17 protein-coding genes are annotated in these 22930 nt (G+C 57.8%); 6 read left to right on the top strand and 11 right to left on the bottom strand.

Translation table 11 applies throughout. From position 1 onward, the window contains the following. Positions 1-45 precede the first annotated feature (45 nt). Positions 46-1083 carry a thioredoxin fold domain-containing protein gene (locus NUV55_RS13225; protein WP_296673725.1) on the top strand — a complete coding sequence of 346 codons (1038 nt, stop codon included), beginning with the start codon at positions 46-48 and terminating at the stop codon, positions 1081-1083. Between the two features lie 13 nt (positions 1084-1096). On the opposite strand, the gene NUV55_RS13220 is transcribed toward NUV55_RS13225, so the two are convergent. From NUV55_RS13220 to NUV55_RS13195, 6 genes are all read right to left on the bottom strand, one after another. Further along, positions 1097-1588, bottom strand: a complete 492-nt coding sequence (locus NUV55_RS13220) for a disulfide bond formation protein B (protein WP_296673723.1) — start codon at positions 1586-1588, stop codon at positions 1097-1099. Positions 1589-1738: 150 nt separating this feature from the next. Further along, the gene (locus NUV55_RS13215) at positions 1739-2614 is read right to left on the bottom strand and encodes a DUF2063 domain-containing protein (protein ID WP_296673721.1); all 876 of its coding nucleotides are present in this window, start codon (positions 2612-2614) and stop codon (positions 1739-1741) included. Next, complete coding sequence (locus NUV55_RS13210; protein WP_296673720.1) at positions 2611-3486, bottom strand: DUF692 domain-containing protein; 876 nt, start codon at positions 3484-3486, stop codon at positions 2611-2613. Before NUV55_RS13210 ends, NUV55_RS13215 begins: the two co-directional genes overlap by 4 nt. Positions 3487-3548: 62 nt before the next feature. Next, on the bottom strand, positions 3549-3818 hold the full coding sequence (locus tag NUV55_RS13205; RefSeq protein WP_367280433.1) for a hypothetical protein: 270 nt from the start codon (positions 3816-3818) through the stop codon (positions 3549-3551). 310 nt (positions 3819-4128) lie between these two features. After that, entirely contained in the window at positions 4129-5805 is a 1677-nt protein-coding gene (gene ettA / locus NUV55_RS13200) for an energy-dependent translational throttle protein EttA (RefSeq protein WP_296673717.1), read from the bottom strand. A gap of 220 nt (positions 5806-6025) precedes the next feature. Further along, on the bottom strand, positions 6026-8260 hold the full coding sequence (locus tag NUV55_RS13195) for an EAL domain-containing protein (RefSeq protein WP_296673715.1): 2235 nt from the start codon (positions 8258-8260) through the stop codon (positions 6026-6028). Between the two features lie 379 nt (positions 8261-8639). On the opposite strand from NUV55_RS13195, the gene NUV55_RS13190 reads away from it, so the two are divergent. Next, positions 8640-10502: a bifunctional sulfate adenylyltransferase/adenylylsulfate kinase gene (locus tag NUV55_RS13190; protein ID WP_296673713.1), complete on the top strand. Its 1863-nt coding sequence runs from the start codon at positions 8640-8642 to the stop codon at positions 10500-10502. A gap of 18 nt (positions 10503-10520) precedes the next feature. On the opposite strand, the gene NUV55_RS13185 is transcribed toward NUV55_RS13190, so the two are convergent. The 4 genes from NUV55_RS13185 to NUV55_RS13170 all read right to left on the bottom strand — a co-directional run bounded on the left by NUV55_RS13185 (position 10521) and on the right by NUV55_RS13170 (position 14562). After that, a complete protein-coding gene (locus NUV55_RS13185; RefSeq protein ID WP_367280432.1) occupies positions 10521-11594 on the bottom strand; it encodes an ABC transporter ATP-binding protein in 1074 nt (357 codons plus the stop codon). A gap of 85 nt (positions 11595-11679) precedes the next feature. Next, positions 11680-12597 (bottom strand): ornithine carbamoyltransferase, encoded by a 918-nt coding sequence (gene argF / locus NUV55_RS13180; RefSeq protein WP_296673709.1) that lies wholly within the window; start codon positions 12595-12597, stop codon positions 11680-11682. 136 nt (positions 12598-12733) lie between these two features. Further along, entirely contained in the window at positions 12734-13921 is a 1188-nt protein-coding gene (locus NUV55_RS13175) for an aspartate aminotransferase family protein (protein ID WP_296673707.1), read from the bottom strand. 140 nt (positions 13922-14061) lie between these two features. Next, positions 14062-14562, bottom strand: coding sequence for a urate hydroxylase PuuD (locus tag NUV55_RS13170; protein WP_296673706.1), 501 nt, complete (start codon positions 14560-14562; stop codon positions 14062-14064). A gap of 281 nt (positions 14563-14843) precedes the next feature. On the opposite strand from NUV55_RS13170, the gene NUV55_RS13165 reads away from it, so the two are divergent. Beyond that, positions 14844-16664, top strand: coding sequence for a CHASE2 domain-containing protein (locus NUV55_RS13165; RefSeq protein WP_296673704.1), 1821 nt, complete (start codon positions 14844-14846; stop codon positions 16662-16664). Positions 16665-16887: 223 nt separating this feature from the next. Further along, positions 16888-17631: a VPLPA-CTERM sorting domain-containing protein gene (locus NUV55_RS13160; protein WP_296673702.1), complete on the top strand. Its 744-nt coding sequence runs from the start codon at positions 16888-16890 to the stop codon at positions 17629-17631. Between the two features lie 238 nt (positions 17632-17869). On the opposite strand, the gene NUV55_RS13155 is transcribed toward NUV55_RS13160, so the two are convergent. Further along, a complete protein-coding gene (locus NUV55_RS13155) occupies positions 17870-19357 on the bottom strand; it encodes a leucyl aminopeptidase family protein (RefSeq protein ID WP_296673701.1) in 1488 nt (495 codons plus the stop codon). Positions 19358-19911: 554 nt separating this feature from the next. Here NUV55_RS13155 and aceE point away from each other — a divergent pair. Both aceE and NUV55_RS13895 read left to right on the top strand, forming a co-directional pair. After that, complete coding sequence (aceE, locus tag NUV55_RS13150; RefSeq protein WP_367280429.1) at positions 19912-22590, top strand: pyruvate dehydrogenase (acetyl-transferring), homodimeric type; 2679 nt, start codon at positions 19912-19914, stop codon at positions 22588-22590. Positions 22591-22818: 228 nt separating this feature from the next. Then, the coding region (locus NUV55_RS13895; protein WP_367280431.1) for a biotin/lipoyl-containing protein at positions 22819-22930 on the top strand (112 nt) is incomplete at its 3' end.

Below are 22930 nucleotides of genomic sequence, written 5' to 3'. Positions count from 1 at the left end.
TCTGTTCGCCGAACAAGCGACAAATCCGGAGAATGGAGGCATGTGATGCTACGAAGCTGTTTCAGGCGCATGGCGCTACTCGGCGCAGGGATATTGCTGGCCCTGATGTCATTCATTTTACCAGCAGCGGAGAAGACTGAGTTGCGTGGTGTCGGCCAGTTCGAGATTCCTGCTTGGTTCAAGAATTCTTTCCTCGATCTGCCGGAAGACGTCGCCGAGGCAACTCAGAGTGGCAAGCGGCTGATGCTTTATTTCGGCCAGGAAGGCTGCCCGTATTGCGCCGAGCTTTTCAACAAAAATTTCAGTCAGGCGCATATCGTGGACTACACACGCCAGCATTTTGATGCCATCGATTTTGATTTGTGGGGGAACCGCGAAGTCACCGATCTCTCCGGCAAGTCCATGCCGGAGAAGGAACTCGCTGCCAAACTCAAAGTCTGGTTTACGCCCACCTTGCTGTTTTTCAACGAGCAGGGTGAACAGGTGCTGCGCATCAACGGCTACTACCCGCCGCACCAGTTTCTGGCGGCGCTCAAATATGTCGGCGAAAAGCAGGAAAAGCGCCTGACCTTCAAGGAATATCTCGCCAAACTGTCGCCACCGCCGGCGAAAGGCGCACTTCAGCCGCAACCGTTTTTTGCCAGACCTCCCCACGATCTGACGCGTGTTCCCGGAGGTAAACCTCTCGCGGTATTTTTTGAACAAAAAGATTGCACGGGTTGCGACCGCATGCACGAGGTGGTGCTGAAGGATGCCGTCACGATGGATTTTCTCAAACGTTACCACGTGATCCAGCTGGATCGATGGGGCGACATGCCGGTGGTGACCCCTGCTGGTCACAAGACCAATGCGCGTGCATGGGCGGATTCACTGAACGTTGCTTACGTGCCGACGGCGGTGTTGTACGACGGTGGAAAGGAAGTCATCCGGATCGAGGGAATGTTGAAAGGTTTTCACGTCCAATCGGTGCTGGATTACGTCGTCTCCGGCGCCTACAAGACGCAGCCGAGCCTGCAACGATTCATCCAGGCGCGCGCGGATTATCTGCGCGAACAGGGTGTCGTGGTGGATATCTGGAATTAGGCTGGAAGCGGCTTCAGCGTCTGCCGATCGAAGTGAAAAGCAGCAATAGCCCCAATCCGACAAAGAAGATAAAAAAGATCAGAGTCCAGCTCGGCATGCTGAGGCCCAGGAAAGACCAGTTGATCTGGCCGCATCCGCCGCTACCTTCCAGCACCAGCTTCAGGGTTTTGAGCAGCGGGAATGTTTCCAGCATATCATTGAGGCTATAGGCGCAACCGGGTTGTTGATCGAATGGCAGGTTTTCGATCCAGACATGGCGGCCCGCGACAGCAGCTCCCAAACCGGCGGCAAGTGCCGTAACAACTCCGTAGATACGGCGTCCCAGCTTTCCGGGATTGTGCAGTGCGGCGGCCAGCAATATCAGCCCCGTGACGATCACGAACAGCCGCTGAAAAATACACAGTGGGCAGGGCTCGAGTTGCATGCCGTACTGGAAGTACAACGCCGCTGCCATCAAGCCGGCGCAGATCAGAAAACCCCCGAGAAAAATCATTCGTTGTGACATGTTGTTTAGAGTTCTGACACAATTAAATGGACAGGATTAACAGGATTTTTCAGGATTCACAGGATTAAAAATTCTCTAAATTCAAAAGAAATCCTGCTAATCCTGTCTTTTAATCCTGTAAATCCTGTCTAATTTTCTTTGGCAGGTATATTACTGCCTGCCGAGATCAATTCCACTGACAATGCCGTCGGTGATCCATAGTTTTATCAGACCGGCAGCATGCAGCGCCACGTTCTGGGCGTCGATCCACTCACAGAGCCCCTCGCAAATGGCCGCAAAGCACTCGCCTGAGCGGGCGGCATCGAGCGCCCAGGCCTCGTCCACAGACAGAGAACGGAACCAGGTTTTAAGGTCTTGGCGCCAGACGAGCCAGGCTTGCGGATACTCGCTCGCTTCCGGCGCTGGAATGTTGCGCAGTGCTTCGACATGCTGTGCATTTCCTGCCGCGGGTGTGGCGCTGGTTTCGCCGCGACAGGAGACGGAGTTTTTTTCGACGTCCAGATCTTGATTGATGGCCTTCCAGATTACCGGCACGTTCCAGCGCAAGTTCAGTCGGCGCATGGCCGGGTGGAATTGCACACGCATGTCTGGCCAGGCGTCTGCCGGAATGCGTGCCATGTCCTCGGTGGCCATGATCGTGCCATTTTCGGCATCAAAGGTTTCGGACAGGGCCCATTCCAGAGAGGCTATTTCGGCGAGAAAGGGTGTGCCGCTCCAGGATTCTGTGGCGGCGAGAAATTCCGGCAGGCGGTGTCCGAACCAGCGAATGGAAAAATTCCGGGAAGGATGGGTGGCGAGATAGGCTATTCCCGCCTTCTCGAATTCCTCGTCGCCGATCCAGGCGCGCAGGACGGGATAGTTCGACGTGAGGGCCTCGAGCAGACGCAGCCGGTAGGCGTCGTAATAAATGGCGAGTCGTTGCTCGGTACCGACTTTTGCAGTGCCGGTGACACGACTCAGCATGCGCTCGTTGCCGTCGAGCAGGAACGACTGGAAATCGGATTGCAGGTCGAAGAGCGCGCTCATGCCAAGGCGGCCGAAGCAGCGGTTTGACTGAGCGTCGAAACGGCAATTTGGCGAGCGCGGTCCAATTCCGCCAGCAGTTCCGGCAGCGGGGGGATATTGTCGTCGCGTTCGATCATGGTCGAGACGCGGCCGAAACGGCGTACAGCCTGCGCGTACAAATCCCACACCGGGTCGATGACCGGCTCATCATGGGTGTCGATGATGTAATCGCCGTGATTGCGGTGGCCGGCAAGATGGAACTGCCAGACCCGTTCTACCGGTATGGCTTGAAGGTAATCATGCGGGTCGAATTCATGGTTGACGCTGCTGACGTAGATATTGTTGATGTCGAGCAGGATCAGGCAGTCGGCGCGTGTGGCGATTTCTCGCAGGAATTCCCATTCGCTCATCTCCGATTCCGGGTAGCTGACATAACTGGAAACGTTCTCCAGCAGAATCCGGCGGCCAAGAAAATCCTGCACTTCGCTGACACGTGTCGCTACGTGTTTCAAGGCTTCCTCGGTGTAAGGCAGGGGCAGCAGATCGTGGGCATTGAGCCCATGCGCGCCAGTCCAGCACAGATGGTCGGATATCCACTCGGGCTCGACGCGGTCGGCGAGCGCGCGCAGCTGTTTCAGATATTCCCGGTCGAGCGCATCCTGCGAGCCGATCGAAAGCGATACCCCATGCATGACCATGGGGTATCGTTCGCGAATGCGGTCGAGATAATGCAACGGCTTGCCGCCCGGGATGAGATAGTTTTCGGAAATAATTTCAAACCAGTCGACAGCTGGCGATTCATTCAGGACGGTTTCGTAATGCGTGGGACGAAGTCCCAACCCGAAGCCAAGGAAGGGGCGGTCAGGAAGTAGAGAGGTATTTGTCATCGTCATTTTGAAAAAACACCGGGCGCCTTTCGGCGCCCGGTTTTTGCGGCTCTGAATTGTGGATTGTGTTACTTCTTATCCATCATTTTAGCTTTGGCGGCATCACATTCCGCTTTGCTCATGTACGACCAGCCTTTGCCCTTGCAGCTGTTTTGGCCCTTGCAGGCGCTCGATGCAGTCTGGCAGGCCGACGTACCCTTGCAGGAGTTTACGCCGTCGCAGTGAACCTTGGCTTCCATTTCATGTTTGGCAGCGTAGGCAGCCGGAATTCCTGCGGTCGCAAACAGTCCAGCGGCGGCCGTTGCGAGGGCAAGGCCGGTGATTTTCTTGGCATTCATCATGATCGTCTCCATTGGTTTAAGGTTTATACATTCGATTAATTCCGCTGGAAGGGTCTCAGTAGGGTAAATGATCGATGTCATGACCCCGACGAAATCAACCGAACACTTATGACACACTTTCCCTGCGCAAGTTCCTGATAAGTACAGGACGGCAACAATCTAACAGAAGCCGCTGGCATCTGCCCAGCCGTCGGTCAGCTGAATCTGCCCATTTATAGTGTGTTTTCAGTTGTTCCAGGTGCGGACAATAGAATATTTAGTGGGTTCTTCGCTCGCCACGGGAAGAGAAAGAGGCTTGACAGCCTGGTCAGTGAATGAGCTTTTTGTACTTGATACGGTGAGGCTGCACTGCCTCCGTGCCGAGGCGGCGTTCCTTGTCCGCCATGTAGTCGGCGTGGTTGCCCTCGAACCACACGGCGTTACTGTCACCTTCGAACGCGAGAATATGGGTAGCGATGCGGTCGAGGAACCAGCGGTCGTGCGAGATGATTACGGCACAACCGGCAAAGTCGAGCAGCGCCTCTTCGAGCGCGCGCAGCGTGTCCACGTCCAGATCGTTGGTCGGTTCATCGAGCAGCAGCAGATTGCCGCCGCTCTTCAGGATTTTCGCCAGATGCACGCGGTTGCGCTCGCCGCCGGAGAGATTCTTGACGGGCTTTTGCTGGTCCGCGCCGCGGAAATTGAAGCGTCCGACATAGGCGCGTGATGGCACCTCGCTCTTGCCGACGATCATGATATCGTGACCGCCGGAGATTTCCTCCCACACGGTCTTATTGCCGTCCAGTGTATCGCGGCTCTGGTCCACGTAGGCGAGCTGCACGGTCTCGCCGATGCGAAGCTTGCCGCCGTCGGGCTTCTCCTGACCGGTGATCATGCGAAACAGCGTGGTCTTGCCAGCGCCGTTTGGGCCGATGATACCGACAATGCCGCCGCGCGGCAGGTTGAAGCTCAGGTTTTCAAACAGCAGTTGTTCGCCAAATCCCTTGCTCAGATTTTCTGCCTGCACCACCACCTCGCCCAGACGCGGCCCGGGTGGGATGAAAATTTCCTTGGTCTCGTTGCGCTTCTGGAATTCCTGCGAGGCGAGTTCTTCGTAGGCGGCGAGACGCGCCTTGCTTTTGACGTGGCGCCCCTTGGGATTGGTGCGCACCCATTCAAGTTCCAGTTTCAGGGTGCGCTGACGCGCGGACTCCTGTTTCTCCTCGACTTCTAGACGCTTCTGCTTTTGTTCCAGCCACGAGGAATAATTTCCTTTCCAGGGAATACCCTCGCCGCGGTCGAGTTCGAGAATCCAGCCGGCGACATTGTCGAGAAAATATCGGTCGTGGGTCACGGCCACGACGGTGCCGGGGTAGTCGTGCAGGAAGCGCTCGAGCCAGGCGACGGATTCGGCGTCGAGATGGTTGGTAGGTTCGTCGAGCAGCAGCATGTCGGGCTGCGACAGCAGCAGCCGGCACAGCGCCACGCGCCGGCGCTCGCCGCCCGAGAGCTTGGTCACGTCCGCCTCCCACGGCGGCAGGCGCAGGGCATCGGCCGCGATTTCGAGTTTGCGGTCCAGGTCCCAGGCGCCGGCGGCGTCGATCTTTTCCTGCAGCTTTGCCTGTTTTTCCATGAGCTTGTTCATTTCCTCGTCGCTCATGGGTTCGCCGAATTTCATGCTGATTTCATTGAATTTATCGAGCAGGGCCTTGGTTTCCGTCACGGCCTCCTCGACATTGCCGCGCACGTCCTTTTTGGGATCGAGTTGCGGTTCCTGTTGCAGAAAACCGATGCGGATTCCCGGCTGCGGGCGCGCCTCGCCGTCGTATTCCTTGTATTCGCCGGCCATGATGCGCAGCAGCGTTGATTTTCCCGAGCCGTTCACGCCCAGTACGCCGATCTTGGCGCCGGGAAAGAAGGACAGCGAGATATCCTTCAAAATCGTGCGATTCGGCGGCACGATTTTGCTGACGCGATGCATCGTATAAATGAACTGCCCGGACATGGTGTTACCTGGTGTGGGTCAAACGCGGCTTATTATAGAGTGCGCATGAAAGGAGGCAACGCCGACTGGAGTAAACCTATAAAAAAATCTTAAACCACGGGGAGCACGGGGAATGAAAAATTTCTGAGAAGATAGGAAGTCGTTTTTTTACCTTTTTACACTCTTTTCCCCGTGTTCCCCGTGGTTTGAATCAGTTTTTTTCCGGGTTTTTAGAGTTAAGTCAGCGGCGGGAATTCGCCCATGTGGGCGAGCTGGTGTCAGTGGCGAGCGTGGTTTCGTCCGCGAAGGTGTAATCGGTGTGGGCGTCTGCCTGTTGAAAATAGTTACCCTGCACGTAATCGAAACCGAGGTTCCAGAGCACGCCGAGATCGTCTGCTTTCTCGACGAATTTGGCGATGGTCTGTTTGTTCATGGACTTGGCGAGATCGATGATGGCCTTGAGCGAGGTGCGGGTGAGCACGTCGGTCGACAGGTTGCGGATAAGAGAACCCGATATCTTGAGGAAATCGACCGGCATGTCGCGCAGACGGTTGAGCGTGCTGAGGTTGTTGCCGAAATTGTCAATCGCGAAACGGCATCCGATTCTTCGCACGGCCTGCATGAACATGGCGGCGTCGGAGGGATTCGCCATGACGGCGGGCTCATCGGCCTCGAGCACCAGATATTCCGGTTTGATTTGCGCGACGGCAATCTGTTTCTGGAGCATTGACAGCAGTTCAGGGTCCCCCAGCGACACCGGGGACAAATTGATGAAGAAGCTGGCCTGCCGGCCCTCGCGATGCAGCGCGGCGAGCGATTGAACTGACTGGCGGATGACCCAGCGATCGATCACGGCCAGCAATCCCAGTTGTTCCGCGGCGGGCATGAATTCGCCGGCGTGGATCAGTTCGCCATTGCGGCCGGGCAGTCGCAGCAGCACTTCAAAATACTCCGCCGGGTCACCGTGAAGATTGACGGTGGGCTGGTAGGCAAGCTGGAAGCCGTCTTTCTCCAGCGCGGTTTTGAGCCGTGCCTCCCACTCGTGCGCGGTGGCTGCCGAGATAGCCGGCGCGGGACGGCGGATTTCCGTGAGCACGGGTATCGGCGCCGGTGCCAGTGCCGGTATGTTAGCCGTGGCGTGAACCTCGACCGCGGGCAATGGCTTCGAGGCCGTTGCCATTTCCGTTGCCGGAACAGGAACAGCTACGGGCGTCGGTTTGGACGGCCGGTTGCCCTGACAGGTCTGGTAGGCCTTGTTCAGCACCGCTTGTGCGTTTTCGCTGTTTTTGTCGATCACTACTACGCCAATCGTGCCATCGCAGCGGAAAGTTTTGCCGCCCTCGCTAAAAGTGGTTTCTTTCAGTGACGAAAGCATGGAGGCCACGGCTTCCTTGATCTGACTGTCGTTCATGCCGTGCAACAGCGCGGTGAATTCATCTCCGCTGAAGCGCGCAAGAATTGTCGACTCGCCGAGTTTGTCCCGGAACATGCGGGCAATCTTCAGCAGCAGCCGGTCGCCGGCGGCATGGCCGAGGGAATCGTTGATGTCCTTGAGCTCGTTGAGATCGAGATAAAGCAGGGCGCTCCGGCTGTCATCCTGTTTCACCTTTTCCAGCGCCTTGGACAGTTCCTGGGTGAAATGATGGCGGTTGTACAGTCCGGTGAGCGGATCGTGCTGATTCAGGTATTGCAAGCGGTTCTCGACGGCCTTGCGTTTCGAGACGTCAATGACGACGAATTGCGTGCAACTCTCGCCGTTGAGGACGATGGGCGAGATGGCCAGTTCCGCGTGGAAATGCTGCCCGCCCTTTTTCGCCGCCAGAAATTCCTGGGGCTCGGGAGGATTCGGTGAATTGATCTTGCGCAGATAATCCTTGAAGCGCACGTGTTCGGATTTATCGACCAGATTGAGCACGGGCACGCCCTCGAGTTCGCTCAGGTCCTGATAGCCGAACATCTCGAGGTAGGCCTTGTTGGCGTCGATGTGCATGCCGTCTAGGCAGTAACAAATGGCCTCGCGCGAACCTTCGATGATGGCGCGGTTTTTGTTCTCCACTTCGTTCAGCGCCAGCGACATTTTTTGATGCTTGCGGCGCTCCTCGGCCACGTGCAGCTCGCGCTCCACGGCGGGGGCGAGGCGCGCCGACTGGCTTTTCAACACCACGTCATGAGCGCCGTTGCGCATGATCTTGACGAGGTCCGGGTCGCGGATGTTGCGGGTGACGACGAGAAAGGGAATATCGAGATGCGCACGCTTGACCAGGTCCAGCGCCAACTGCGCGCCAAAATGCGGGAGCGTGTATTCCGAGAGCACCACGTCCCAGGTTCCCTTGTCGAGCGCCGCTTGCATGGAGGCGAGATCCTGCACGCGCTGATTCTTGAGCATGTAACCGGCCTTGCGCAGCGATGCCACGGCCAGTTCGGAGTCATCCGGCGAATCGTCAACAATCAGCAGGCGTAATATCTTTTTATCCACAATTCCCTCTTTCTGAAGACTATTTTAGCAAAACGCCCCTGTAAACCCGTTTTTGGGCCGCAAAATGCGGGAAACAACGTGGATGACCAGTCTTTAGTATGGCAGCAAAAATCGTTCCAGATATCCCTATTCTACCGGCAGGTTACGGTGCCCCTGGTCCAGCAATATGTGCCACTTATCGTCCTGACATGACCGTTCAATTGTCCTTTTGCAAACCCTGTATAGGCTTGCCCTTCTAGTGGGGTTGCGCAAGCAAGTGCCTGATACACACGGCTCTAACCCAAGATTGGGGTTTACCTACCGGGGAATGTCGAACGTTCACCTTTTCGGGGGTGGCGCCGATATCGTGGAAAGGCGGGAAGCGACAAGGAGTATATCTATGAGCGGCATACAGCGGCTGGTCACCTCGAAAGAACTGAATTCACCCTACGGCGGCACACTGGTCAATCTCAAGGTTAATCCTGAACGCGCAGCCGAAATCAAGACAGCTTCGCGCGATCTCGTTTCTCTCGATCTTTCTCCTCGGCAGCTCGCCGATCTGGAAATGCTGGCGACCGGCGTGTTTTCGCCGCTTCAGTCTTTCATGGGACAGTCGGATTACGAGGCCGTGTGCGCGGGCATGCGTCTTGCCGATGGCAAGCTCTGGCCGATTCCGGTGACGCTTGATGTATCGTTGAAATTCTCGGAAAGCATTTCACCGGGTCAGACCATCGCGCTACGCGATGGCGAGGGCACGCTCATGGCCGTGCTCACGGTGGCGGAGAAATGGCAGCCGGACAAGGGCGCGGAAGCGCAGTGCCTCTACGGCACCCGTTCCATCACGCATGCGGCGGCAAATCAGCTGCTCAACGCCAGCGGTGACGCTTGCCTCAGCGGCAAACTCGAAGTCGTGGAACTGCCGACCCATCATGATTTTGCTCCCCTGCGCCAGACGCCGGCGGAAGTGCGCGCGCGATTGGCGCGCCAGGGCGCCACACGCGTGGTCGGTTATCACCCGCGCCATCTCATGCACCGTGCGCACGTGGAATTCACCAAGCGCACGACTTACCTGAAAGATGCCGTGCTGCTGATTCAATCGTCCGTTGGACGTCGGGGTTTGAACGACGCCGATCACTTTTCACGCGCACGGGCATTGAGTGCAGTACTTGATCATTATTCGTCGCAGGCCGCGCAACTTAATCTGCTCGAACTGTCGCCACGCCACAGTGGCGCGCGCAGCGCCATATGGCATGCCATTCTCCACAAGAATTTCGGCTGCACGCACTTCATCGTGGAGCACGATTACGATGACCAGGGCGAGGGCGCCACGGGTGAGTCTTTGTACGGGAAATATCATGGCCTCGATTCCGTGGTGTGGCACGCGCAGGAGATCGGCATCGAAGTCGTGCCATTCCGCAACCTGGTGCTGGAGGAAGACCAGCCGGAGAAACTGCTTTCACCCCGCGGCGCCAGCCGGCGCATGAAGGGAAAGATCCGGGTGGCTTCGCACGAACAGAATGCCGAGGTGGCGCACTGGTTTTCCTATCCGGCGGTGCTGGAAGAATGGCACAAGACGCTGCGCCAGGGTTTCACCCTGTTTTTTACCGGCCTGTCGGGCGCGGGCAAATCCACGCTGGCGCAGGTGCTGACTGCGCGGCTCAAGGAACAGGAGGCACGCCCCGTCACGCTGCTCGACGGTGACATCGTGCGCAAGAACATTTCCTCTGAGCTCGGTTTCTCGCGCGAGCATCGTGACATTAACGTGTTGCGCCAGGGCTATGTCGCGAGCCTGATCACGCGCCACGGCGGGATTGCGATTTGCGCGCCGATTGCACCCTATGCCAACACGCGCGCGCAGGTACGCTCCATGGTCGAGGAGGACGGTGACTTCATCGAGATTCACGTGGCCACACCGCTCGACACCTGTGAATCGCGTGACCGCAAAGGGCTGTATGCACGGGCGCGTGCAGGCCTGATCAAACAATTTACCGGCGTGTCCGATCCTTATGAAACACCGATCAACCCCGAGATCGTTGTAGACACTTCCTTGCAATCGGCCAATGAAGCGGCGGACAAGATACTCGCGTATCTCACGACGGAGGGCTACATGGCGCGCGTGGACAAGGTTGGCGCGGGTCAGGCCAAGCCGAAACGCGATCCGGCCACGCTCTGGACTTCAAACTCCGGGAGTGTGTTGCCCTTGACCCAATCCCATGGCGATGCGGGGCCTGTTCTTGGCAGCGGGAAACCGATTCACAAATAACTCCAGGATCAGGCGCGGCTACTTCGCCGCTTGAGCTGTTTTGACAGGCTGCCCCGTGGAGAGCGGGAAGGCCACGAGGTGATCGGCCTGTACGCGGATGCCGACGCGTTCGCCGATGGCGTGATCGGCGTGACTGGGAAACAGCGCCAGTAACCGACCGCCGCTGGACAGGCGCAAGGTGTAAAGAATCTCCGCGCCACGAAAAGCCTTCTGAACCACTTTCGCCTTGAGCGGACCTTCCGGGTCCGGCACAATGTCATCCGGGCGCAACAGCAGTTCGATCTGCGTCCCCCGTCCCCAGTCATAAGCACGATTGCCCTTGTGTACGCCGATTTCGGTTTCGACCGTGTCGGGTGTTAGCAGCGTGCCGCGCAGGAACACGCCCTGACCGATAAAGTCCGCAACAAAGCGGTTGTTCGGTTCGTGATACAGGTTGTAGGGCGTATCCCATTGCAACAGTTTACCCTCGTGCATTACGCCAACAGCATCGCCGAGTGCAAAGGCCTCGTGTTGATCGTGTGTCACCAGCACGCCGGTGGCGCCGCGTTGTTTGAGAATCTCGCGCACCTCACCAGACAGGCGTTCGCGCAGTTCGATATCGAGATTGGAAAACGGTTCATCGAGCAGGATGAGGTCAGGCTTGGGTGCCAATGCGCGTGCCAGCGCCACGCGCTGCTGCTGGCCGCCGGAGAGTTCATGCGGGTAGCGTGCCCCCATGCCATTCAAGCCGGTGATCTCAAGCAGCTCACTGACGTGCTTTTGCTTCTGCGCGCTTGTGATTCCGCGCAGGCCGAAGCCAATGTTGCCAGCGACATCGAGGTGCGGAAACAGGGCATGATCCTGAAACACCATGCCAAGATGACGCTTCTCCGGAGGCAGGGTGAAACCCGGCTGGGAAACGGCGTTGCCATTGATCCAGATATTGCCCGCGCTCAGCGGATGAAAACCGGCGATAGCGCGCAACACAGTGGTTTTGCCGCAACCGCTCGGCCCCAGCAGGCAAACAATACTGCCCGCATTGACGCGCATCGACAGACCGCACACGGCGAGGCGTCCATCGTACTGACATTCAATGTCATCGAGCGCGAGGATTTCGTTCACAACGCTAGCCTAGCAGATGCGCGCCGGGGCGGCCAAACGCGTTGGGGGCGGAGCGAACGAGCCCGGGTAGTGCGGTTTATTTTTTTGAAGGGCTGGCGAGCAGGAATTCCAGCAGGGCTTTCTGGGCATGCAACCGGTTTTCGGCTTCGTCCCAGACGACGCTCTGCGGTCCATCAATGACATCGGCCGCCACTTCGGCACCGCGATAGGCTGGCAGGCAGTGCATGAAGACAGCATCTTTTTTGGCCAGCTTCATGAGCGTGTTGTCCACCATAAACCCGGAGAAGGCCTTGGTGCGTTCAGCTTTTTCATGTTCTTGCCCCATGCTGGCCCAGGTGTCGGTCACGACGATATCCGCCCCCTTTGCCGCCTGTGCCGGTTCATGATGCAGCGTCACGTGGTCGCGGCAGGCAGAAACCCATTCCGGTTTCGGTTCGTAACCCCTGGGCGTGGCGATATTGAGCTGAAATTTGAACTGGTGCGAGGCGTCGATCCAGGAATGGCAGACATTGTTTCCATCGCCGATCCACGCGGCTTTCTTGCCGGCAATCTTCCCGCGCTTTTCGAGATAGGTCTGGATGTCGGCTAACAATTGGCAGGGATGATTGAGCTCGGTCAGCGCGTTGATCACCGGCACCCGCGAGTGTGCCGCGAAGCGCTCGACCATGGCATGTGAATTGGCGCGGATGACGATGATGTCCACCATGCGCGACAATACGCGCGCGGTGTCCTCCACGGCTTCGCCGCGATCGAGATGGGTGTCGCGTGGCGAAAGAAAAAGGCTCACGCCGCCGAGCTGAGCCATGCCGGCCTCAAAGGATACACGCGTGCGCGTGGAGGACTTCTCGAAAATCATTGCCATGGTCTTGCCGGCCAGCGTTGTGTGGCGTTTGCCGCGCCGCTGCAGGCTCTTCAGTTCCATGGCGCGCGTCATCAAGCGCTTGAGTTCTGCGGCGCTAAGGTCCAGCAATGACAGGAAATGACGCGGTTTCATTTTTTCTCTAAGAATCTCTGGCAAAACGAAAACCTAAATTTTTAAACCACGGGGAGCACGGGGAGTAAAAAGTATCAGAAACGGGGCGCCCATTCACACCTTTCATGCTTTTCCCCGTGTCCCCCGTGGCTCGAATTCATTTTGTTATGGGTTCCAAGTAAGCGCGCACCACCATGTCGAGAGTGTCGGCCAGCAAATCGGCCTCGCTGTCCGTGAAGATGAGCGGCGGGAGCAGGCGAATGACATTTTCCGCCGTGACGTTGATAAGAATCCCGCTTTCCAGGGCACGTTGCAAGAGTTCCTTGCACGGCCGATCGAGTTCGACGGCGAGCATGAGACCCTGCCCGCGAATTTCCCTGACGCCGGGGACCTTGCCCAGTTTTTCCTTGAGCTTGGCCAGCAGCCTTTCACCAAGCTTGGCGGCGCGAACGGCGAATTTTCCCTTGTCCAATTCATCGATGACGGCGAGTGCCACGCGGCAGACCAGCGGGTTGCCGCTGAAGGTGGAGCCATGGCTGCCAGGCTTGAACACCTGCGCTGCCTTGCCATGCGCGAGGCAGGCGCCGATCGGCACCCCGTTGCCCAGTCCCTTGGCCAGCGTCATGACGTCCGGCACCACGCCTTCGTGCTGGCAGGCGAACCATTTGCCGGTGCGGCACATGCCGGTCTGGATTTCATCCACGATCAGCAGCCAGCCGCGTTCATCGCAAATTTTGCGCAGCCCTTTCAGGTAGCCTGCGTCCGGAATGGTTACGCCGCCTTCGCCAGTGATGGGTTCGACCAGCACCGCCACGACATCCTTGTTGCGTTCGCCAACCTGCTGTACCGCGGCGAGATCGTTGTAAGGCACGCGATAGAAACCTTGCACCAGCGGCTCGAAGCCCGACTGGATCTTGCGATTGCCGGAAGCGGACAGCGTGGCGAGCGTGCGGCCGTGAAAACTGCCTTCGGTGACGATGATCCCGGGTGTCAGGATATCGCGCTGATGGCCGTAGAGTCGTGCCAGCTTGATGGCGGCTTCGTTGGCTTCCGCGCCGGAATTGCAGAAGAAAGCATTGTCCATGCCAGCCAGTTTGCACAAGCGTTCGGCCAGCTGCTCCTGCAACGGGATTTCATACCAGTTGGATGTGTGCAGCAGTTTGCCGGCCTGATCGCACAACGCCGCAGTGACCGCCGGGTGTGCATGCCCGAGTCCGCAGACGGCGATGCCGGCGAGGGCATCGAGATATTTTTTGCCTTGGGTGTCCCACAGCCAGGCGCCCTGACCATGCGTGAAAGCCACGGGCAGCGCGGAGAACAGCGGCATTTGGTACGAAGTCGGCATTTTTTCAGCGCTCTAAAAAGACAAAGGCGCCTTGCGGGCGCCACTTAAAGCAAAAATTCTACCGTCTGCGGGCCAGAACGCAAGGGCCGGAAATAAAAAGGCCCGGCACGGCCGGGCCTCGGTGCAGCCGGTAGGCCAATTTACATATGCGGCAGGCCGTGTCCCGGTCCCGCGCTGCCAGCGACCATGAAGAACAGCATCGGGATGGACAGCATGGTGTTGGTGCGCGAGGCCAGAAAGGCGATGCGTGCGGCCTTGGCCTTGGTGGCGTCATCGGCCTGGACCAGGCCCAGCACCTTTTTCTGATTGGGCCAGATCAGCACCCATACGTTAAAGAGCATAATCGTGCCGAGCCAGGCGCCGATGCCGATGGAGGCGGCTGCGCTCTTGAGCATGAAGGCGTTGCCGAGGCCGATGCCGGCGCGTTCGAGGTAGTAGGCGCCGAGAATCCAGGTCGCGAGCGCGGCCCAGCGGAACCACAACAGTGCCTGGGGCGCAATGTGTTTGGTGATGCCGGCGGCGGTGTTATCGGCTTTGGCCTTGGGCAGTGCCACGGCCTGGACGAAATTGAAGTAATAAAGCAGGCCGATCCAGATAATGCCGGCGAAGATGTGCAACCAGCGGACAATAATCAGTTCCATGTTGTTCTCCCGTGAATTGTTCGGTGGTCAGGGTCAGACGTTGGTCTTGACCAGGAAATTGATGACAAAGAAATACAGAATCACGGTCAGGATCAAACCGCTAATAACGGTGCCTGCAATTGAATCCAGCGGAGTTTTCATGGTTATTCCCTCTTTCAGAACGATTGAATTGTTGACTGCTTTCGTGGGGCGCTAGGGTAAAGCAGGTATTGGAGTAATTCAAGCATCCGCATAACGCATGTTTCAGTATGATATCGCCGATTCGACAGGGATAGTCCAGGATGCAAGCCCATAATCCGCTCCAAGGTTTCGCACGTTTCTTTCTGCTGCCGCTGTCCTCGCTATCAGACCGGCTCGGAAACTGGTTTTACGTCGGTCTTGCGGTCGTGGTGAGTGCCGTGGCGGTGTTCGCCATCGCCACCGGCTCGACCGCCGGCATGAAAAACAAGGCCTACGACCTGATCATGAAGTCGCGCTTCCAGCATCCCGCGGCTGATACGGACATTGTGATCGTGGACATCGACGAGCCGGCTTTGGCCGCCATGGCGCCGGAGTACGGCCGCTGGCCGTGGCCGCGCAACATCATGGGCGAGCTGGTGGAAGGCATCGCGGCGCAACAGCCGAAAGCTATCGTGTTCGACATCGCCTTCAGCGATCCGGATGTGTTCAACATCGAGGGCGACAGATATTTCCGCGGCGTGATTGCCGCCGCGCCCAACACGTTTTTCCCGATGATCCGGCTGAACGAGGAAAATGACTCGCTGAGCGAACTGCGTGTCATGCAGCTGCCCGGCGCATCGAAACTCGACCCGGCAGCGCCCGACAGCGCCACCATGGCGGTAATCCTGCCATTCTTTTTCGACGCGCTGACGGATCACCGGTTGGGCACCAATAATATCTACACCGGCGAAGACGGCATGGTCCGGACCTACGATGTTTACGCCGATGAATACGGCTGGCGCGTGGGTTCGCTGCCGGCTAACGTGGCGGCGGCCTTGGGAGTACCGTTGCCGGACCAGACCGACATCCTGCTCAACTGGCGTGGCAAGCCGCCGTCGTACCGACGCGTGTCCTTCCATGAGATTTACTTCGATCTGCTGAAAAGCAAGAAGACGCGCCCCGTGGACGAGTTCGCCGGCAAGATCGTCATTATCGGTTCCACCGCGCCATCGCTGTTCGATCTGAAAACAACTCCAATGGCGAAGGCGCACCCGGGCGTGGAGATCCTGGCGTCCGCCATCGACAACCTGAAAAAGGGCGACTACCTTACCGAACTGCCGCCATGGATTTATATCCTGGTCACACTGATATCGGTCGTGCTGCTCACGATCGCATTCGTGTACAACATCGACCATCGCATAGTGAACCTGACTTTTACCGTCTTGCAATCCGGTTTCCTGGCAGTATCGTATCTCACGCTCAATTTCTCCACGATCTTCGTGGACCTCACGGCGCCGTTTGCCTTCAGCCTGGCGTATTTCACCGTGGCTCGCTTCAACTACATGTTCGCGGGTTTTCGCCGCAGCGGCCAGCCGTTTTTTTCCACGGCGCTTGATGAAGGCAATGCCTGTCGCGTGGTACTGGCACAGTGTCATATTCATCTTAATAACCGCCGCGCCCGTCTCGGGCTCGGTGCTTCGCTCAAGAAACAGGTCGGCCTGTCGCGTTACGGGCTCGTCACCTCGCCGTTTTTCAAGGGCATGCCGCTGTTGCATGCCTTTTTTCACGACACCATGGTGTTCTATTGGCTGGTGTCGGCGGACCAATCAGCCGAGGTGTTGCAGGACGTGATATCGGTGATGGAGCGTTCCATGCCGGCGATCAGGAAATCGGCGCGTCGCGCATCGAAAGACGGCCCCGTCGTGACTTGGTTGCTGCACGGTTTTGCCTTCACGGTGGACGCCGAGGGAACCTGGCGCCTTAAGGGCGAGGAAGGAATGGCGAAGCTGTTCGCCCTGGCGTCCAAGACCGGGAAGGCCGGTGGCGGGGAGGTCATTCGCGTGATCGCGACGAAGGAATTTATCGAATCCTGTCGCGGCACGGAGGGCCTGAAGGTTTCGGAGGAATTGGAGAAAGCTGGGTTAAAGTTGCAACGCGCGTGAAACGCGCACTGAATATTCTTTGCTGGTCAAATAACCAAATCAATTAGTTATCTTTATCTATTAAGGTTGCGTAATGTGATTCGTGGCCTTTTCTGACTGTAAAGAGCAATATAAAGGCGCCAACATAGTCAGATAACGGCTGGTGGCCAATAACAAGCGTACGCCACTCGATTTGTAACAACCATTGAGTGTGGTAATAAGCAGAACCAACTAGGAGGAAGTCATGTTTCTATCCAAGCAGGCACTATTGCGCCTTGCATTCCTGACGTCACTATTGGGAATCGCGCTGACAGATAGCGCTAATGCAGCGACCTTCAGTATTGGCAGCATGAACATCACTAATGGCACCTATATCGTTTGGGACAGCAATAATGCGCTGCTTGTAAATCCGAGTACCGGAAGTAGTATTTCCCCAATCACTTACTTTGGACCAAATACAAATCTCGTCAGCGGTTATATTGGAAACGGTGGTGGAGGTCTGCCAAGTTCCACCTCCGACTCTGCCTCGATATTTGGAGGAATATGGTTTGGTTCTCCCTTTAATACATATACAGCGGCATCAAACCTAGGGGATGATTCGTCGCCTACCGGAAGCATCGTTGGAGGACCGGTTCCTACAGGAACACTTGACGATATCAGTGGCACAATCACAATGAATCTAAGCAGTCTGTTTGGGAATTGGGGCAATGTCGACTTCAACGCAGGTTCTGGTAAAAGCGTCGGAATTACCACGTGGTTTGCTACCGGAAACTGGAACCCATTAACCGGGGACTACTCTATGTCTTGGGTTTCGACAGTAGATTCAACCGTCGGGGGACCCTGCTTGCCTACTTCGTGCGCTGTCGAGTTTACTCTCGGAGGCACAGTTACCCCGGTACCGGTTCCGGCCTCATTCTGGCTGCTCGGTTCCGGATTGATGAGCGTACTCGCGCTGGCAAGGAGAAAACGTACCTTCACATCAACCTGACATTGCTCGGAGTGCAGAAGTGGTAGCTTTTTTCGGGTCCCCGTAGCCGCCGCCAAGCATCGCAGCCGGAATCGGGAGAAACGAGCCTCGTGTTTGAGTTTGTGGCGCGTTTCTAAGTGCCCGGCGAGTTAGGCGAGCGCCGATTCGTGCGAGAACCGCAGGAAGCAGTCGCGCGCGGAGCGCGCGAACCATTTTAAGAACTGGACCCCGGCTTCCGCCGGGGTGACGACAGAAAAAATTAACTCAGGACCTTCTGATCCATCAACAAATTCAAGGTAAACCTGACCCCAAACCCCGTCGTATCCGTTGGAATATGGGCAAGCCCACCCTTGTGATTTCCCGCCGACAAATCCACGTGCACCCAATCCGGATCGTTGACCAGGAACTTTTTCAGAAACGTCGCCGCGAGGATGTGGTCGGCGTCGTTGTCGAGCGTGCATTGCTTGATGTCGGCGATGTCGCTTTTGAGTGCGTCTTCATAGTCCTTTGGCAGTGGGAACGGCCAGACACGTTCGCCGGAGGCGTTGCCGGCTTCGATCAATACCGGAACCAGTTTCTCGCGATTGGTCAGCGTGCCGCTCATGCGCGTGCTGAGCGCGCCGACGCAGGCGCCGGTCAACGTCGCGAAGTCCACGATCAGTTTCGGTTTTTCCCGCGAGGCAAAATAAAGCGTGTCGGCCAAGACCATGCGGCCTTCCGCATCGGTGTGCATGACCTCGATGGTTTTGCCGTTGGCAGCTTTCACCACATCGTTCTGTTTATAAGCCTTGGGGCCGATATGGTTCTGCGCCAGCGCCAGCCAGGCATCTATCGGAAAATCTACTTTCAGTTCCGTCAGCGCGAGCAGTGTACCGAGGGCGACGGCGCTGCCTTCCATGTCTTCGTGCATGCCGTGCATGTGGCGCGCGGGCTTGAGATTGGTGCCGCCAGTGTCGAAGCAGATGCCTTTGCCGACCAGCGCGAGGGCGGATTTGGATGATTTCTTTTTGGGTGCGTAACACAGTCGCAGGATGCCGGCGTCCGGTTCCGGGCTACCCTGGGCCACGGCGAGGAAGGCGCCGGCGCCGCGCGTCTTCAGTTTGCGGATGTCGAGAAATTCGGTTTTCCAGCCGTATTCGCGCGCGAGTTTTTCGACGCGACGGCGATAATTACCGGGCGTCAGTTCATTGGGCGGCAGGGCCGTGAGATAACGCGCCAGATTGTTGCCTTTGGCTTCCGCGATGGTGCGGGCATAGTCGTCCGGCGCCACGTGACCATATATATGTATCTCGCGAAGCTTGGCCGGCTTCTCCGGTTTGCTTTTGTAATCCGGCAGGGAGAAATTCGCGGCCAGTATGGCTGCCAGTACGGCTTCGCAGGCGCGTTCCGCGTCCTTCGGCTTGAGACCGAAGCAGGCCACGGCGATGCTTCCGGGTTTCTGGGCCTTATGCGCGGCAACGAGCTGGCGCGCGAGCGTCAGCAGTTCAAAGGCGCTGGATGCCGGATCAATCCCGGCAATGGCGACACGGGTGGCGTTCGGATTGGGCAGATCGGTGACAAAGGGTTTGCTACTGTCGAGTTTATGGCCGGCACGCTTGAGGCGCTGGGCGATTTCCTTTCCGTAGGGCAGTGCATTCAGATCGGCATTCTTGGCCGGTACCAGGAAAATCGCATTGGCGTGGATATCGAGTGTTTTGGCGGCCAAACGGTTGGCTTCTTGCCTGATCTTCGGAATGTCGGAATACATGGACGCCTCGATTTAAAATTAATATCGGAATGGAATCGAAAGTGGACCGGAAACGCTGTTTGTCTTGACCTGTTTGGGCAAAAAAACGATCATACCGCGCGCAAGTCTTGGATAATACCGGACTGAATCACGCCGTCCGCTCAGGGCACGGCACTGCGACCCGGCCGATTCCCACCCGATATCAGGGAGATTCATGAGACCGGCTGACAACGGATGAAGCTTTGCACGAACGGAAGTCCTGTTTTTGCCCACTGCCGCTAACCCGGCCGTAACAACACCGCCCGGACACTGTCCCTGGCCCGAGAGTTGCCCGTCCGGATTATCCGCGGGAGGCAGAGTTATTAACCCGGCACGATTGTTATTAAACGAAGGGCATGCCTGATCTAACAGTACAGCGTTCCGGTGGATAGGCGTGCCGGGTTAATAACAAAATTCATTAAGATTTCTGATTATTGTGGCGGCATGATTTATATGGATGTGACACCGAGTGTCGAAAATGCCCGAATGGCTCAAATAGTTTCATGCCGTCGCAATAATCTAAGGAGTGCGAGACCATGGCCGCTGTGACCCCGATACCCCCGCAGATCGACTTGGACGCCCAGGAGACCCAGGAATGGCTCGATGCGCTGTCGGCCGTCATACAGCAGGAAGGGCCGGAGCGCGCGCATTACCTGATCGAGAAGCAGATCGAGCTCGCGCGCGCCGCGGGCATCAACGTGCCGTACGCGGCCAACACCGCCTACATCAACACGATTCCGCCCGACAAGGAAGTTCGCTCGCTCGGCAACCACGCGCTGGAGGACCGCATCCGCTCGTTTGTGCGCTGGAACGCCGTCGCGATGGTGCTCAAGGCCAACAAGGACGATTCCAATCTCGGCGGACATATCGCGAGCTACGCCTCGGCCGCAACGCTTTACGATGTCGGCTTCAATCACTTCTGGCGCGCCCCGTCCGACAAGCATGGCGGAGATCTGATCTACATGCAGGGCCACTCGGCACCGGGTTTCTACGCGCGCGCCTTCATGCTCGGTCAACTCACTGCCGCGCAGCTGGACCATTTCCGCCGCGAGGTCGATGGCAAAGGTCTGTCTTCCTACCCGCATCCCTGGCTCATGCCCGAGTTTTGGCAATTTCCAACGGTGTCCATGGGCCTCGGGCCGATCCAGGCGATCTTCCAGGCGCGCTTCATGAAATATCTGCACGCGCGCGGCATCGTCAACACGGAGGAGAGCAAGGTATGGTGTTTCCTCGGTGACGGGGAGATGGACGAGCCCGAGTCGCAAGGCGCCATCGGCTTGGCCGGGCGCGAGAATCTGGATAATCTTATATTTGTGGTGAACTGCAACCTGCAGCGGCTCGACGGTCCGGTGCGGGGCAACAGCAAGATCATCCAGGAACTTGAGGCCGGCTTCCGCGGCCACGGCTGGAACGTAATCAAGCTCATCTGGGGCAGTTACTGGGATCCGCTGCTGGCGCGCGACCGCATGGGCTTGCTGCGCAAGCGCATGGAGGAATGCGTTGACGGCGATTATCAGACCTTCAAGTCGAAGGACGGCGCGTACGTGCGCGAATACTTCTTCGGCAAGTACCCGGCGCTGAAGGAGCTGGTGGCCAGCTGGTCGGACGACGACATCTGGCGGCTCAATCGCGGCGGCCATGACCCGCACAAGGTGTACGCGGCCTACCACGCGGCGGTCAACCACAAGGGTCAGCCGACGGTGATCCTGGCCAAGACCATCAAGGGCTATGGCATGGGCGAGGCCGGCGAGGCGCAGAACATCACGCATCAGCAGAAAAAGATGGGCACGATCTCGCTGCAGGCGTTCCGCAACCGCTTCAAGCTGCCGCTCACGGACAAACAGCTCGAGAACCTGGAATACATCAAGCCGGCGAAAGACTCGCCGGAGTACCAGTACATGCGCGAGCGACGCGATGCGCTCGGCGGCGATATTCCTCAGCGCCGCCGCAAGGCAGTGCCGCTCGAGGTACCGCCGCTGTCGGCATTCGAGAGTCTGCTCAAGGCTTCCGGCGAAGGCAGGGAGTTCTCCACGACCATGGCCTTCGTGCGTCTGCTCGGGGCGTTGCTCAAGGACAAGCACCTCGGCAAGCACATCGTGCCCATCGTCGCCGATGAGGCGCGCACCTTCGGCATGGAAGGGCTGTTTCGCAGTCTCGGCATCTGGTCGCAGAAGGGCCAGCTGTACACGCCGCAGGACAAGGATCAGCTCATGTTCTACAAGGAAGACGCGGGCGGCCAGATCTTGCAGGAAGGCATCAACGAGGCCGGTGCCGTGTGCTCATGGATCGCGGCGGCGACCTCGTATTCGACCCACGGCGTGCAGATGATTCCGTTTTTCATCTTCTACTCGATGTTTGGCATCCAGCGCACCGGGGATCTCTGGTGGGCAGCGGGCGACTCCCGCTCGCGCGGTTTTCTGCTCGGCGGCACCTCGGGCCGCACCACCTTGAACGGCGAGGGCCTGCAGCACGAGGACGGGCATTCACATATCTCGGTTGCCCAGATTCCGAACTGCATGCCCTACGATCCGACGTTCGCTTACGAGCTCGCCGTGATCATGCACGACGGCCTGCGCCGGATGTACCAGGAGCAGGAGGATATCTACTACTACATCACCGTGATGAACGAGAACTACGAACATCCGGCAATGCCCGAGGGAGCCGAGGCGGGCATACTCAAGGGCATGTATCGCTTGCGTCAGGGCGCCGCCGGGAACGGACCGCGCGTGCAGTTGCTGGGGTCGGGATCGATTTTGCGCGAGGTCATCGCCGCCGCCGATCTGCTCAAGAACGACTGGGGTGTGGAGGCCGATATCTGGAGCTGCCCGAGCTTCACCCTGCTCGCGCGCGACGGCAACGAGTACGCACGCTGGAACCTGCTGCATCCGACGAAACCACCGCGTTTCTGCCATGTGGCCGAGTGCCTCAAGGACACCCAGGGCCCGGTGATCGCCTCGACCGACTATGTGCGCGCGTTCGCCGAGCAGATCCGGCCGTTCGTGCCACGTCGTTACACGGTGCTCGGCACCGACGGATTCGGACGCTCGGATACGCGTGAGAAGCTGCGCTATTTCTTCGAAGTCGACCGCCACTGGGTGACACTCGCCAGCCTGGCCGCGCTGGCCGAGGACGGTGCGATCGAGCGCCAGAAGCTGGCCGACGCGATCAAGAAATACGGAATCGATCCCGAGAAACCGAACCCGCTGACGGTTTGACAAAAACTGATTGAACCGCCAAGGCGCCAAGAATGATTATCTCAAGACATGCTTTCCTTGGCGTTGAATTTAATGAATATGATTTTGAACCGCCAAGGCGCCAAGGTCGCCAAAAAAAGATTTTTTTAGATATAAAAACTTGGCGTTCTTGGCGTTCTTGGCGTTCTTGGCGTTCTTGGCGTCTTGGCGGTTAATGTCTTTTTGTTAGGCATTCTTATTCAAGAACAAATGACTAAAACACTGGAAATCAAAATCCCCGACATCGGCGACTTCGAAGAAGTCGCCGTTATCGAGGTCATGGTCAAACCCGGCGATACCATCAAGCCGGAAGACCCGCTCA

This window comes from Sulfuricaulis sp. (genome assembly GCF_024653915.1).
Classification (GTDB): domain Bacteria; phylum Pseudomonadota; class Gammaproteobacteria; order Acidiferrobacterales; family Sulfurifustaceae; genus Sulfuricaulis.
Note: the sequence above shows the minus strand (reverse complement) of the source record. Positions and strands in the feature narration are given on the sequence as shown.